The organism is Marinomonas rhodophyticola, assembly GCF_026113935.1.
Lineage (GTDB): Bacteria > Pseudomonadota > Gammaproteobacteria > Pseudomonadales > Marinomonadaceae > Marinomonas > Marinomonas rhodophyticola.
In genome coordinates this window covers 836,971-850,595 of record NZ_JAPEUL010000004.1, presented here as the reverse complement: position 1 = coordinate 850,595, position 13,625 = coordinate 836,971, and the positions used below count along the sequence as shown (strand labels likewise).

Annotated in this window: 13 protein-coding genes and 1 tRNA gene; 6 read left to right on the top strand and 8 right to left on the bottom strand. The window is 43.0% G+C overall.

From position 1 onward, the window contains the following. The first annotated feature begins 397 nt into the window (after window positions 1–397). Window positions 398–550 carry a hypothetical protein gene (locus ONZ52_RS04995; protein ID WP_265217618.1) on the top strand — a complete coding sequence of 51 codons (153 nt, stop codon included), beginning with the start codon at window positions 398–400 and terminating at the stop codon, window positions 548–550. A gap of 602 nt (window positions 551–1,152) precedes the next feature. Here the strand turns inward: ONZ52_RS04995 and ONZ52_RS04990 are convergent. Continuing rightward, window positions 1,153–2,625: an aminoacyl-histidine dipeptidase gene (locus tag ONZ52_RS04990; protein ID WP_265217617.1), complete on the bottom strand. Its 1,473-nt coding sequence runs from the start codon at window positions 2,623–2,625 to the stop codon at window positions 1,153–1,155. Between the two features lie 246 nt (window positions 2,626–2,871). Further along, the gene (gene gorA / locus ONZ52_RS04985; protein ID WP_265217616.1) at window positions 2,872–4,245 is read right to left on the bottom strand and encodes a glutathione-disulfide reductase; all 1,374 of its coding nucleotides are present in this window, start codon (window positions 4,243–4,245) and stop codon (window positions 2,872–2,874) included. 179 nt (window positions 4,246–4,424) lie between these two features. On the opposite strand from gorA, the gene xthA reads away from it, so the two are divergent. Both xthA and ONZ52_RS04975 read left to right on the top strand, forming a co-directional pair. Further along, window positions 4,425–5,240 (top strand): exodeoxyribonuclease III, encoded by an 816-nt coding sequence (xthA, locus tag ONZ52_RS04980; protein WP_265217615.1) that lies wholly within the window; start codon window positions 4,425–4,427, stop codon window positions 5,238–5,240. Window positions 5,241–5,417: 177 nt separating this feature from the next. Then, window positions 5,418–5,732, top strand: coding sequence for an ArsR/SmtB family transcription factor (locus ONZ52_RS04975; protein ID WP_188322979.1), 315 nt, complete (start codon window positions 5,418–5,420; stop codon window positions 5,730–5,732). A gap of 10 nt (window positions 5,733–5,742) precedes the next feature. Here the strand turns inward: ONZ52_RS04975 and ONZ52_RS04970 are convergent, their stop codons facing one another. The 4 genes from ONZ52_RS04970 to ONZ52_RS04955 form a co-directional block, all read right to left on the bottom strand. Beyond that, window positions 5,743–6,438: an alpha/beta fold hydrolase gene (locus ONZ52_RS04970; RefSeq protein WP_265217614.1), complete on the bottom strand. Its 696-nt coding sequence runs from the start codon at window positions 6,436–6,438 to the stop codon at window positions 5,743–5,745. Between the two features lie 19 nt (window positions 6,439–6,457). Beyond that, entirely contained in the window at window positions 6,458–7,297 is an 840-nt protein-coding gene (locus ONZ52_RS04965) for a DNA ligase (RefSeq protein ID WP_265217613.1), read from the bottom strand. A 188-nt stretch (window positions 7,298–7,485) separates the two neighbouring features. Beyond that, window positions 7,486–9,414, bottom strand: a complete 1,929-nt coding sequence (htpG, locus tag ONZ52_RS04960; RefSeq protein ID WP_265217612.1) for a molecular chaperone HtpG — start codon at window positions 9,412–9,414, stop codon at window positions 7,486–7,488. A 193-nt stretch (window positions 9,415–9,607) separates the two neighbouring features. Further along, entirely contained in the window at window positions 9,608–10,345 is a 738-nt protein-coding gene (locus ONZ52_RS04955) for a helix-turn-helix domain-containing protein (RefSeq protein ID WP_265217611.1), read from the bottom strand. A gap of 149 nt (window positions 10,346–10,494) precedes the next feature. Between ONZ52_RS04955 and ONZ52_RS04950 the strand changes: the two genes are divergently transcribed. Both ONZ52_RS04950 and ONZ52_RS04945 read left to right on the top strand, forming a co-directional pair. Beyond that, window positions 10,495–10,848 (top strand): hypothetical protein, encoded by a 354-nt coding sequence (locus tag ONZ52_RS04950; protein WP_265217610.1) that lies wholly within the window; start codon window positions 10,495–10,497, stop codon window positions 10,846–10,848. A gap of 45 nt (window positions 10,849–10,893) precedes the next feature. Further along, window positions 10,894–11,721 (top strand): DUF2145 domain-containing protein, encoded by an 828-nt coding sequence (locus tag ONZ52_RS04945; RefSeq protein WP_265217609.1) that lies wholly within the window; start codon window positions 10,894–10,896, stop codon window positions 11,719–11,721. Between the two features lie 92 nt (window positions 11,722–11,813). Here ONZ52_RS04945 and ONZ52_RS04940 read toward each other — a convergent pair whose 3' ends face one another. Beyond that, window positions 11,814–12,524 carry an O-methyltransferase gene (locus ONZ52_RS04940; protein WP_265217608.1) on the bottom strand — a complete coding sequence of 237 codons (711 nt, stop codon included), beginning with the start codon at window positions 12,522–12,524 and terminating at the stop codon, window positions 11,814–11,816. After that, window positions 12,514–13,245: a DUF599 domain-containing protein gene (locus tag ONZ52_RS04935; protein WP_111605999.1), complete on the bottom strand. Its 732-nt coding sequence runs from the start codon at window positions 13,243–13,245 to the stop codon at window positions 12,514–12,516. Before ONZ52_RS04935 ends, ONZ52_RS04940 begins: the two co-directional genes overlap by 11 nt. Window positions 13,246–13,428: 183 nt before the next feature. Here ONZ52_RS04935 and ONZ52_RS04930 point away from each other — a divergent pair. Further along, a tRNA-Leu gene (locus ONZ52_RS04930) sits at window positions 13,429–13,513 on the top strand. The last annotated feature ends 112 nt before the right edge of the window (window positions 13,514–13,625 follow it).

Sequence of the window (13,625 nt, the reverse complement as noted above, 5' to 3'; positions counted from 1 at the left end):
TATCGCCTACCTCGTTTTACTTTGTTTGAGTGGCAATTTTTCTTCAGAATGCTGTTTGGCTTCATCAAGGGCAGATCTTAATTCTGTGAATAAATCGCGATTACACATCACGTCATGCCTCCATATAAATCCAACAAAACACCGCTTATTAAAATATGTAATTTTTCAATGTACAGTTGCTCTTTTCATTTATGCAAGGGACTCATAGTGAAAAGATTTGCCTTCGTTAACGACGCAGCTGAACGCGAATACAAGATACTCTGTTTAAACGCAAGCTTTATCGGGCTAAAGCCACCTTACTTGATCCACCCTCTATAAAAATCGCACGGTTTAATCGCTTTAATTAAACCACGCCATAAATTATGCTTCTGGGTAATTCTAAAAATGAAGCTTAATTATGCATACTCTTACCACAAATGATGCTAAGAGAAATTTTGACGAGCTTGAAGCAATGAAACTTGATTACCTAAAACACTACGTTGAATCTGCCAAAAAAGAGTTAGACAGTGGTGACACAGCCGACGGTGAAGCTTTTCTAAACACTCTTTGAGGGCTAATGGTCAAAGCCAAAGACCTTTTAGCCCGTCCAGTCAAAAAGTGAAAGCTTCGCTTTCAACGGCACATTACGCTGCGCTCATGATGCTCTACGATTAGCTATGAAAAAGGCACGGCCTACAAAAGTCGATATATACAGGCCTAACGCCAGCCATTCACCTTGGTTTGATTTTGCGCTGACGCGTTGAGCCTGCGAAACAGGCGCAAGCAAAGCAATACCAAGGTGAGATATAGTACGACGCCCTTGTGCCACGAAGAAGTCAGTTCGACGCGACGAAGTTGCGCGACGTTATGGCGTTTCAGGGTCATTAACAGAAAGAGGCTCTCTACCAATAAAACCAATCTATGCCTTACGGTAAAAGGAGCGTAGGTAAAAATGATGTACCTATGAAAGAAATCAGGCATTAAAGATCTTAAAGCGAATTTTTGCTTTTCTTTATAAGGTAAGTTTTGGGCGCTTGCAAAAAGTTATCCGCTCAGCATTCACTGAATTGAAGAGCGGAATAACCTTTAGGAATACAAAGCCAATAAGAGGATTCAAAAGAAATAAAAGAACAACCCCATCTTCCGTCTTCCCCTTGAAGAAGGGGAAGCAACTTAGGCCTTCGGCGTGGACGCCAACAACGCGACGAGTAGTCGCCAAAAATCCCCAACGGAGTCGATTTCCATGCGCTCTGTTGGTGAATGGGCACCACGGATGTTGGGGCCGAAGGAGACCATTTCCATACCAGGGTATTTCGCGCCGATGATGCCGCACTCTAGGCCCGCATGGATGACTTTTACATTGGCTTCGTGCCCCATGACATTGGTGTGAACGGTTAAGAAGTGCTTGAGTAAGCATGCCTTTGGATCTGGGCGCCAACCGGGGTAGCCATTTTCGAGTTTCACGTCAGCTTGAATTAATGAGAAAGCAGATTTTGCCACGTAAGCCAGGTGCTCTACGGCAGAATCCACTAACGATCGTACTAACAAGCAGGCATCAAACGCTTTTTTACCGTCAGCGGTGTTACGAAGATTCATCACACCAAAGTTACAAGAGGTTTCGGTGACGCCTTCCAAGTCCGCACTCATGCGATGAACACCATGGGGCGCGCAGTACATGGCATTTAACAAAGCGTCTTTAGCGTTGCTTTCCAGTTCTGAATCCAATGCCGCCGTGGCTAAGGTAACGCTTAAATTCGCTTCTGTCGCTGAAAACTCCGCTTGTGTGGCTTTCTCAAATGCTTCAATAAAGGCAAACAGTTTAGCTTGGTCTTTGCTGCTGACGTTGATGGTCGCTGTGGCATCCCGTGAAATGGCATTGCGTAATGTACCGCCGCTAAACGCGCTTAAACCAAAATCACAACGCTCTTTTAGCAAGTTTAACAAACGGACTATCAGCACGTTCGCACTGGCACGACCTTTATGGATATCCAATCCAGAATGTCCACCACGTAAACCAGAGACGGTAATTTTGAAGGCTTTTTGGTCACTATCAGCCGCGATAGCGACGTACTGTTTTTCAATATTGATGTCCATGCCACCTGCACAGCCAATATACACATCGCCACGATCTTCAGAGTCCAAGTTTAATAAGATCTTGCCCTGTAAAATGCCCTCTTCGAGTTGTAGAGCACCCCGTAGACTGGTTTCCTCTTCGATGGTAAACAAGGCTTCAATAGGTCCATGGACTAAGTCAGTCGCTTCTAGTACGGCCATGGCGGCGGCAACACCAATGCCATTGTCAGCACCAAGGGTGGTTCCGGTTGCGTGAACCCAACCATCGATCACTTGGGTGACAATCGGATCTTTGGTGAAGTCATGGTCGATGTCGGCATTTTTCTGCGCAACCATATCCAAGTGACCTTGTAAGACGACAGTTTCTCTGTCTTCCATGCCTTTGTTGGCGGCTTTGCGGATTAATAGGTTGCCGACTGGATCAACATAGGTTTCATGACCTAGCTTGGTCGCCCATTGAATGAGGTGTTCTCTTAGTGCCGCTTCATGATAGGACGGTCTTGGTGTGTTACATAATGTTTGAAAATGGCGCCAAATAGCCGCAGGTTGTAACGTTGTTAGTACTTCGTTCATTTTAGTCTCGTGTATTTTTTTAAGAACATGTTGCGAATGCTAGCCACACTAATGAAGTGCCGCCATTGAGGCAATCGAAATTAAGACTATGCTGATAGAGAAAACGTATGCGCTGTACAATTTGATCGTGAAGAAGAAACCAAATTCTAGATTAGATGGACAAACATTAGACATACAAAAAAGACGCCATGATAAACCGTATCAAGGCGTCTTCTTCAGTGCATTACTCGAGCGTCTTTGTCCGTCTTATTTTTTCTTTAAAGACGCAGCTGAAAAAGTCACAAACTCTTCCGCGCTGGTTGGGTGAACCCCTACCGTGTCGTCGAAATCCGCTTTGGTTGCACCGGCTTTGATCGCAATCCCTAAGCCTTGGATAATCTCGCCAGCGTAATCGCCGACCATGTGCGCACCAATGACTTTATCGTCTGCATTGTTTACCAACAACTTCATCATAGAGCGTGACGTGCTGCCACTCAGTGTGTGTTTCATTGGGCGGAAGTCCGTTTGATACACTCGGAAGTCTAAGCCTCGCGTCTCGGCTTCCTGCTCACTTAAGCCTACGGTGCCTATTGCTGGTTGGCTGAAAACAGCGGTTGGAATATTGTCATAATCGAAGGTCACTTCTTTGCCTTCAAACCAATAAGCGATCAACGCCATGGCTTCTTTAATCGCAACCGGCGTTAACTGGATACGATCCGTCACATCGCCAAGAGCAAAGACGCTTTTTGTAGAAGTAGTGAAGTTTTTATCAATGATCACTGCACCGTTTGTACCGGTTTTGACGCCCGCTTTGTCAAGCGCTAGGGAAGCCACGTTGGGCACACGACCAGTGGCATAAAGAATCAAACCAAACTCTTCTACATGACCATCTTTAAAATACACTGTTCGAGCGCCTTTTGGGTCCGCCGCATCCGCCAATTCAATGTATTCAACGTCGGTATTTAAACGAACATCAATGCCAGATTTTTTGTATTCTTCACTGGCAAAATCCCGAACATCTTGGTCGAAGCCACGCAGCAACTGATCTCCACGGTAGGCAAGGCTGGTTTCCACGCCTAAGCCATTCAGAATACCAGCAAATTCAACAGCAATGTAACCACCACCAACAACCAGTGCTTTTTGAGGCAGTTCTTCTAAAAAAAACATCTCGTTAGAGCTGACGACGAGGTCGCTGCCTTTAAATTCAGGGATAAAAGGCTTAGCGCCAACAGCAATCAAGATGCGTTCTGCGGTATAGGTTTTACCATCTACCATAACAGTATGCGCATCGACAAAACTCGCAAAACCGGCAATGACCTCAACACCAGCATTGCCAAGTAAATTGCCGTAGATGCCGTTGAGGCGTTGGATTTCTTTGGTTTTGTTATCACGTAAAACCGACCAGTTAAACTCAACACCTTGGTGAGACCAACCATAACCAGCCGCTTCGTCAAAACCATGGCCAAATTCTGAACCATAGACAAAGAGTTTTTTAGGCACACAACCGATGTTGACACAAGTGCCACCCAATGCGCCGCCTTCTGCAACGGCGACTTTATAACCTTTCGATGCTGCTATTCGGCTCGCTCTAACGCCACCAGAGCCTGCGCCAATAACAAATAAGTCGTACTGATAAGGCATTTTGAGTCTCCAAAATTACTTTTTAAACCATTCGTACAGTGTAACAGGCCAGCCAAAAGAAGTTAAAAACAATCCCATATACGTGCCATGAAAAAGCCATCAATTCATCTTATTTAACCGCTTTATGTAAACCCCACATCTCGGTATCATTGAGCAAATTCGTTTAACAAGGAATCCCCGTGAAATTTGTCTCTTTTAACATCAACGGTTTACGTGCTCGACCACATCAAATAACCGCGCTTGTCGAAAAACACGCACCGGACGTCATTGGCCTGCAAGAAATCAAGGTGCACGATGATGCTTTTCCTCACGAGATTCCACAATCTGTTGGCTATCATGCTTATTATTACGGACAAAAATCCCATTACGGCGTGGCTATTTTTAGTAAGCAAGAAGCGACTAACGTGGAGTACGGCTTTCCAGATGATGATGAAGACGCGCAGCGTCGAATGATTATTGCGACGTTTGACACTCCCCAAGGACCAGTAAAAGTGATAAACGGTTACTTCCCTCAAGGAGAAAGCCGCGACCATGAAACTAAGTTTCCAGCGAAGCGTAAATTTTATGCAGACTTAATGCAGTACCTTGCAGCCCATTCTCCTGATGAAAAAATCATTGTCATGGGTGACATTAATATTTCCCCTACGGATTTAGACATCGGCATTGGAGAGGTCAACGCCAAACGCTGGTTAAAAACAGGCAAATGCAGTTTCTTGCCAGAAGAAAGAGAATGGTTCTCTACCTTGGCCAACTGGGGACTAACAGACACTTATCGTCAGCTTAACCCAACACGAGATGATCGTTTCAGCTGGTTTGACTATCGCTCCAAAGGCTTTGAAGACACGCCTAAACGTGGCTTACGAATCGATGTCATTATGGCCTCCAATGGACTGACACCTTATTTAGAAGATGCCGATGTAGATTACGATTTGCGCGCCCTAGAGAAGCCATCCGATCACGCCCCTATTTGGACAAGCTTTAATCTTAACAAATAAAAAGCCATGACACGGTCATTGTGCAAATATCATACAACACGACATAATGACCGCATTACCTGACAACAACAGTAGTTGACAGCGACTACTACCGAGTTTATCCACAGACAATGTGGATGGTTTTGTTGACGGCAGAAAACACGATGCACCAACGGCTACTTTAGAAAGAGAAAAACAATGGAAAACACAACGCCTACCATGAAAGATATGCTACAACAATCCTCACAAGCCGCCCTGTTTTTAAAAGCACTCAGTAACGAGAATCGTCTGATGATTTTATGCCATTTGCTGGATAAAGAACTGTCCGTGACGGCTTTAAATGAAAAGCTGCCTTTGAGCCAATCCGCCCTTTCACAACACCTTGCGATATTGCGAAAAGACGGTTTAGTCAACACCCGTCGAGAGTCACAAACTATTTTCTATATGATAGGCGACAGCAGAGTAAAAGAGCTGATCCAAACACTTCACAGACTTTTTTGCCCAACACTTTAGTGCGAGGGGATTAGCCTTTATAAAACGCCAGCATCCGCTGAGCCAGCCACGCTGGCTGCTCCAAAGGCACCATATGCCCACAATGATCGATCTTTTGCAGGGCGTAACGCTCACAAGACTGCATTTTATCTAATACCGCGCCCGATAATAAAATATCGTCTGTACCGACAAGAAAACACAACGCAAACCTTGCATGTTCAAGCTCAGTTAATAGCTCTGGACGCTGCAAACTGCTTTTCAATTGCTGAATAAAAACCGCTTCGCCCAATGCTTCGTCCATGGCCAAAATGCAACCAATCAGCTCGCTATTACCTTGGTTCACAGGACTCAACATAGCTAGGGCTTTTTTACGCGGTATGCCATGATAGCCTTGTTTCGCAACCCAATTAAGGGCAATTTCACGTTGCTGACGCTCTGACTCTAACAAGCCACTTGCGGTATTAGACAAGACCATTAGTCGGTTTACTCGCTCAGGGTATGTCAAGGCAAAAGCACAAGCAATGTACCCTCCCATAGAAAATCCCAACAGATTAATGGGCGCTGTCGGCAATATCTTAGCGAGGGCTGCGACCATTAACTCAATCGAGCTTTCACTGGGTATCGCCACATGGCGCAGTGCAATTTGGGAACCTAGAGCCTGTTGCGTTGTGTCCCAAAGGCGCTGATCACACATAGTACCAGGCAAACAATAAACCTCTGTCAGCACGATCACCTCTTCAAAAGCATTAATAGTCTATTTCTCGAAGCCGCAAAAAACTGGCGAATCTTGGAATGCCTCGCTCCGTAAAACCATGATATTTATAGGTTACATAATCACCAGGCTGAGGTGGGTTACGTCGTTCATCATCGGAAAAACCGCTGCCAATTTTAAACTGAATGCCCGATGGCATTTCAACCAGAATCGACCCCATCATACCATCGTATTTACCTGCGCCATTCATGATAGCAATCACTTTGGCTTCTGCATCCATGTGTGGCTTCAGTTTTAATAAATTATCAGTGCAGCCACTTTCAAACGTCGCCGTCTTGCGATGCAGCATTAAACCCTCTGCGCCATTTTTTACGTAAGCATCCAATAATAATGCCAATGCCTGATTATCCACGACAGTAAATTGTTTGACAGGAAGGACATGGGAGGCATTCAGGCCATTCACAATCCGAGTATAACGTTCATACCGTTGCTCAAATGGCATCTGTCTAGCTTGATCCGGTGCATCAAACACCATGTAATGGATTTTTCGCCATTCACTATCAACTGGTGTATTTTTTCGCACCGTTGACATAATAAAAGCAAAGTCATTATGTGTTGACCACAGCTCGCCATCTAACCAAACCTCGGGCAGTGGGTCAACAAACCAATCTGGCGCATAGATGGAATTTCCTTGGCGGGTTATCAATTGCTTTCCCGTCCAAATCGCTCGAATGCCATCGTATTTTTCACTAATTAAATAGTCATTAACGGGGACATCATCAGAGAATTGAGAGGCTAATTGCACCTGTGGTTGAGACACAGCAAGTGCCGAAAAAAGCAGAAAACACGTGGCTAGGCATTGTTTTAAAAACATATGTCACTCCTTTGAATAATTAACACGTTGAATAGTTAACACACTGTCCTTAGTGCCTTATCAACCTAAAGAATTATCCAACAAAAAGCAAACCACCTGCCATAAAAAAAGCCCCTATACAGTTTAAATAGAGGCTTTACTGAGCTTAGCATCACGGCGTAATGAGACAATTACACCGTTTGCTAATATTACTTACTTAGCTGAACAATCAATTTGTTCATACGACTAACAAACGTCGCGGGGTCTTCTAGCTGACCACCTTCAGACAAAGTTGCTTGTTCGAATAACAGCCAAGCCATATCCGCAAAACGTTCTTCGTCTGTTTCAGCGTCCATCTTAGCAACAATGGGGTGATCTGGATTCACCTCCAATGTTGGCTTAGATTCAGGCAATTTCTGACCCGCTTGTTCAAGCAAGCGACGCATCTGCAGACCCATATCGTATTCCCCAACCACTAAACACGCAGGAGAATTGGTTAAACGATCGGTACTGTTTACGGCTGTCACTTTCGACTCAAGTACGGTTTTCATGCGATCCAGAAGCGGTTTGATTTGCTCAGCCTTTTCTTCTTTCTCTTTCTTCTCTTCTTCGTTTTCTTGGTCAGCTAAGTCTAGCTTGCCTTTAGTAACGTCTTGGAAAGATTTGCCTTCAAACTCTTGTAGAGAAGACATCATCCACTCATCAATGCGATCACTTAGCAATAAGACTTCAAAGCCTTTCTTACGCAAAATCTCTAAATGTGGGCTGTTTTTCGCCGTATTATGACTCTCAGCGTAGATATAATAGATCTTATCTTGGCCTTCTTTCATACGCTCGATGTAATCAGCCAACGAGACAGTTTGCGCGGCAGCATCTGTGTGAGTCGAGCTGAAACGCAACAAACCAGCAATTTTATCTTTGTTGCCCATATCATCAGCTGGGCCTTCTTTGATCACGTTACCAAATTCGTTCCAGAATTTTTGGTAATCCTCAGGCTCATTTTTCGCCATCTTACTTAGCATATCGAGTACGCGTTTCGTCAATGCTGAGCGCATAGAATCAACGGCATGATCATTTTGCAGGATTTCACGAGACACGTTTAACGACAAATCGTTAGAATCTACCACGCCTTTCACAAAACGCATGTAAGGTGGCAGGAATGCTTCCGCTTCGTCCATAATAAACACGCGCTGAACATAGAGTTTCAAGCCACGCTGCATATCACGATTCCATAGATCGTAAGGTGCCTTAGAAGGAATATACAACAAACTAGTGTATTCCAATTTGCCTTCAACCTTATTGTGAGACCATTTCAAAGGCTCTTGATAATCGTGAGAAATATGCTTGTAGAACTCTTGATATTCTTCATCAGTAACATCGCTGCGTGAACGTGTCCATAAGGCTTTTGCCGAGTTAACCGCCTCAAATTCTGGCGCTTTATTCTCGTCAACAGGCTTAGGATTCCCCTCTTCGTCCATTTCTGGGTAAACGGGCTTTTCCATTTCCACTGGAATAGAAATATGGTCAGAGTATTTAGTCACTAGATGACGCAAACGGAAGTTGTCTGCAAATTCTTTTTCATCACTTTTAAGATGTAAAGTAATGCGTGTACCACGCGTCGCTTTTTCAATATTTTCAATAGTAAACTCACCAGAACCATCCGATACCCAACGTACCGCTTGATCTGCTGCTACACCAGCACGACGGGTTTCAACGGTCACTTGATCCGCCACGATAAAGGCGGAATAGAAACCAACACCAAATTGACCAATTAACTGGCTGTCTTTTTTCTGATCGCCACTCAATTGCTCAAGAAAAGCCGAGGTGCCGGATTTAGCAATCGTACCTAGGTTGGTAATAGCCTCTTCACGGGACATACCCACGCCGTTATCATCAATAACGACAGTGTTGCTGTCCTTATCAAACTCAATACGGACACGAAGATTTGGATCTTCGGCGAGAAGGTCTGCGTTAGCGACAGACTCAAAGCGAAGCTTATCAACCGCATCAGACGCGTTCGAAATCAGCTCCCGTAGAAAGATCTCTTTGTTGGAGTACAAAGAGTGGATCATCAAATGAAGTAGTTGTTTTACTTCGGTTTGAAACCCTAACGTTTCTTTTTGAGTATCAGTTGCCATGTTATAGCTTGCTCCTATTTGAATGAACCCTCGGACCCAAGATCCAAAGGCGTATTTCTTTTCACTTGTGACTCATAGATAAAGCCTCTTGTGGCAATTTCAAGAGGCAAACTCAGCAAAAGAAGCAAAAAAGTCACAAGTAAATTTATGGATATAGATGAATGGCAAAAACGTTAGGCGAAATCATTGATACTTAAGACGGCCTACGCATGCGTTCAAACAACGAGGGTTCCCATGGACGCATGGCCATTAACAAACCTGTATGTTGACGTTTTTCTAGAGGGAGCTCAGCATCCTCTTGATTGAGAATGGCAGCCTCTTTGGTAAGTTGATTTAATTTACGCTGAATAATATCAATGGAGGTTTGTGAATAATGACCACGTAGATAAAAACGAAAATCCCAAGTTTCGCCCTTCTTCGGTTGCATGAATTCAGTAAATATATTCTGCTCCATGAATTTTTCTAAGGGACCATGAGGTCTCCACCTAAAATCTTGGGCAATCAGTGATTTATAGTGATTATCAGGCAACAGATCAATAATCTTCAATTTATCTAACCTAGCTAATAACTGAATACATTGATGTTTATCTATATCATATGAAGCTGTGATTTCATCAAACTTCCAACCATCTCGAACACAGACAGCCACTAATAGTAATTTGGGATTGGCCAATAACTCATTTTCTTGCTCAATGGTTAACTGGCTAATTTTTTCTACTTGTTTTTGCGCAATTAAAAACAAATCAGAAATACTCATTTTCAATATCTGACAGATTTGCTCAAGTCGCTCAAGAGTAAAATTTTGCGTCGCGAAAATACGCTTTATGTTGGCTTCACTCATATTTAATTCAACAGCAATATCCTTATAAGTAATCTGTTGTTGACGTAATAGCTGCTTAAGAGTTTGTTTAATTTGATTAATTTGGCTCATTACGACCACTCCTACACATAAAAAAGTCCAAAAAGTATATGATAAATAGACTAATAGTTTTTAAAAAGTATACATATCAGAACAAAGTTTACATTAAAAATATCAACCACTATTGTCTATTTCATCAACCACGTAAAAGGAATACGACAATGAAATTAGCTCACATCACAATTGCACTCACTCTTTCGCTTACCACCCTTACTTCACATGCAGCAGGTTCAAGTGAACATAGCAGTCAAGCAGGTAAACACTCTGCCTATGCCATCGGCCACGGCACAGCATCCGTCGCCCAAGCAGCGAGTACAGCGGTGGCTGTTCCTCTTATGGTCAGTGGCGGTGCTGCTCTTGCTTCTGGAGCAGCGAGCACACAAGGAAGCACTTCAATCGCCAACAACTATGATTCAATCAGCAACACAAATGGCCCATTAACCATCACTGAGACCACCATTACCGCAGACCCTGCACCAAATCAGGCCATTGCGAATCAAACAATAAAGCCATAAGAACTTCTTCTAAGTGACATAGACTGCACAATATTTAAGCAGTGTATGTCATTCGGCATTTTTCAAAAGGATACTGAAATGAATATCAGGATATTACTAACTTTATTAATACTAATATCGAGCAATATTTGGGCAGGCAGCCAAGCCACAGAGCAGGCCGTGATAGAGCCTGAAAGAATTATTAAGTTTGCTAAGAATGTCGAGAAATACGCCGCGTCTAATGGTGCACGAGCCTTTATTATCGCTCGTGTTGGCAGACCCAAAAAAGACTTACCGGAGGGTATTAACTATACCCACACAGCGATTGCTGTTTATTCAAATATTCAACTTTCTAACGGAGCAACAGTCCAAGGCTATGCAATACATAACTTATATCAGCTAGATGGAGAAGCAGATCGAAGTAAGCTAGTGATAGACTACCCTGTTGATTTTTTCTGGGGTGTTCAGGAATTAAAGGCGGGAATAATCATACCGAGTAAAGAGATACAAGCCAGGCTAATCGCCTTAATCGACAATGGAAATGACGCTAAGCTACATAATCCTAATTATTCTGTTATTGCCAATCCATTTAATAATCAATATCAAAACTGTACGGAACACACACTAAATTTAATCAATGCTGCTATCTACCAAACCACGGATATGAAAAGACTCAAAGCCATTGAAAAGACCTACTTCACACCACAAGTCGTTAAGATTAATAGTTTTAAGTTAGCTCTTGGTTCTATGTTTATAGATGACATTACGACCAAGGATCATCAAGGTGAGATTAGAACAACCACTTTCACTTCTATCTACCGGTATCTCGAAAAATATCAGCTAGCTACATTGGGAGTAAGTTTAAATGAGAAGCAAGAAGTCACGCCTCTTTAAATAAAGAGGTTCATTAAACGTCCCAAAATACTGGGGCGTTTAAAGTCACTACCTTTATTTTTCATCTTAATCAGCATTAGAAATGAAATCTGTTAACTATCGATCTTTTTCCTAACCAATGTAAGGCCATCACCAATAGGAATAAGTGACAACTCAACATCCGTGTCTTCATAGATAGTTTTGTTAAGCTCACGAACAATTCTGGTGTCTTTATCGGTAAATGCTTCATCAGCCACATTGCCCCACCACAATGTATTATCAATCAACAGACAACCACCTGGACGCAATAATTGCTTTCCCAATTGGTAATAAGCCAAAAGATTTTGCTTGTCCGCATCGATAAAAATGAAGTCGAAACTTTCCCGCTCAGCGGTTAAAAAAGACTGCATGACTGGCAAGGCTTTATCGCAATAAGTGGTAACACGATCCATCACCCCTGCTTGCTCCAAATAACGCGTCGCAATATCCAGCCACATCTGCTTCTTTTCAATGGCGACTAATCTCGCATTTTTTGGCATCGCCATCGCCATTGATAACGTGCTGTAACCAGTAAATACACCTATTTCGAGCAGTTTTTGGGGGGCTTGTAGTTTGACTAATAGAGCCAACAACTGACCAACTTCTGGGGACAGTTGCATGCGAGCCATATGATATTGTGCTGTTTCACGTCGTAACGCTTTCAAAAAATCATTTTCACGAACGGAAACATCAACCAAATACTGGTAAAGCCTGTCATCAACATTCACCGTACGATTAACAGGCTTATCCTCTACTGGTAAGGGCTTGGGGAAATTAGGAAGCATGAGATTTCATAACGAGTCCTCGGCTCAATGTTTTGAATGTTTTAGAACGGAATTCACGACGATACAATACCGCCACCACCATGACACTGGCGGCCATACAAAAGTATGGACCAAGAAACCAACCACAAAACGCCATCGCAAAATAAAAAGCACGCAATCCGTAGTTGAATTGATTGGCCGCTAAACTACAAATCTGCGCCATATGCATGGCGTACAATTCACGCTCACTGTCTTCGATACCACGTTCTGTTGCCAGTGGTGCACTACCAACCAATACAGAACAAAAATTATACTGCCTAACAGACCAGGTGAAAGTGAAAAACGCATAAGAAAAGATCGCCACCAAAACAATAATTTTCAATTCCCACTCTTGCTGACTCATGGGTGAGACAAGATAAAAATCGGATAAAATACCAATGGCTTTTTCGGAGTAATTAAAGGCAGTGAACAAACCTGCGATAATCAGCAAACTACTCGATGCAAAAAACAAACTGCTGCGCTCCAAATTCGCCATCACCGAGGCATCGGCGATTCGATTGTCTCGTCTAAGTAAACGAGACATCCACGCTAAGCGAAATTGATGCAACACACTCACCAAACAAGAACGACGCTTAGAATTGTATTGAGCATAAAAAGCGTATCCCCACCAGCAAGCAAAAAAGACAAAAAGTGTAACAAGATCAAGAGGATTTAATAACATTAACACCGAATGACTTTCCATATTCTCACTCTGCTGAAATAACAAGTTAGGGTACTATTATTAGACCATTTTTGATTTTATAAGTCCTGTTTCATCTTATAAAATTCCGTGATCCATTCTAAAAAAATAAATATAAATACTTCACCAAAAAAACGCTTGCATCAGCAAAAAATATCGGTAAGATCTCGCACATTAACACGGCATGCGGATGTGGTGGAATTGGTAGACACGCTGGATTTAGGTTCCAGTGCTTCACGGCGTGAGAGTTCGAGTCTCTCCATCCGCACCACCTTATACTTCTCTAAATTTCTTTCCCATCTTTAATCATCCAACGTTTATACCTCCAAGTGCTACCGAATCGTTGACGACGTTAATCTCAAAATGATGAAAAAAAAACCGAA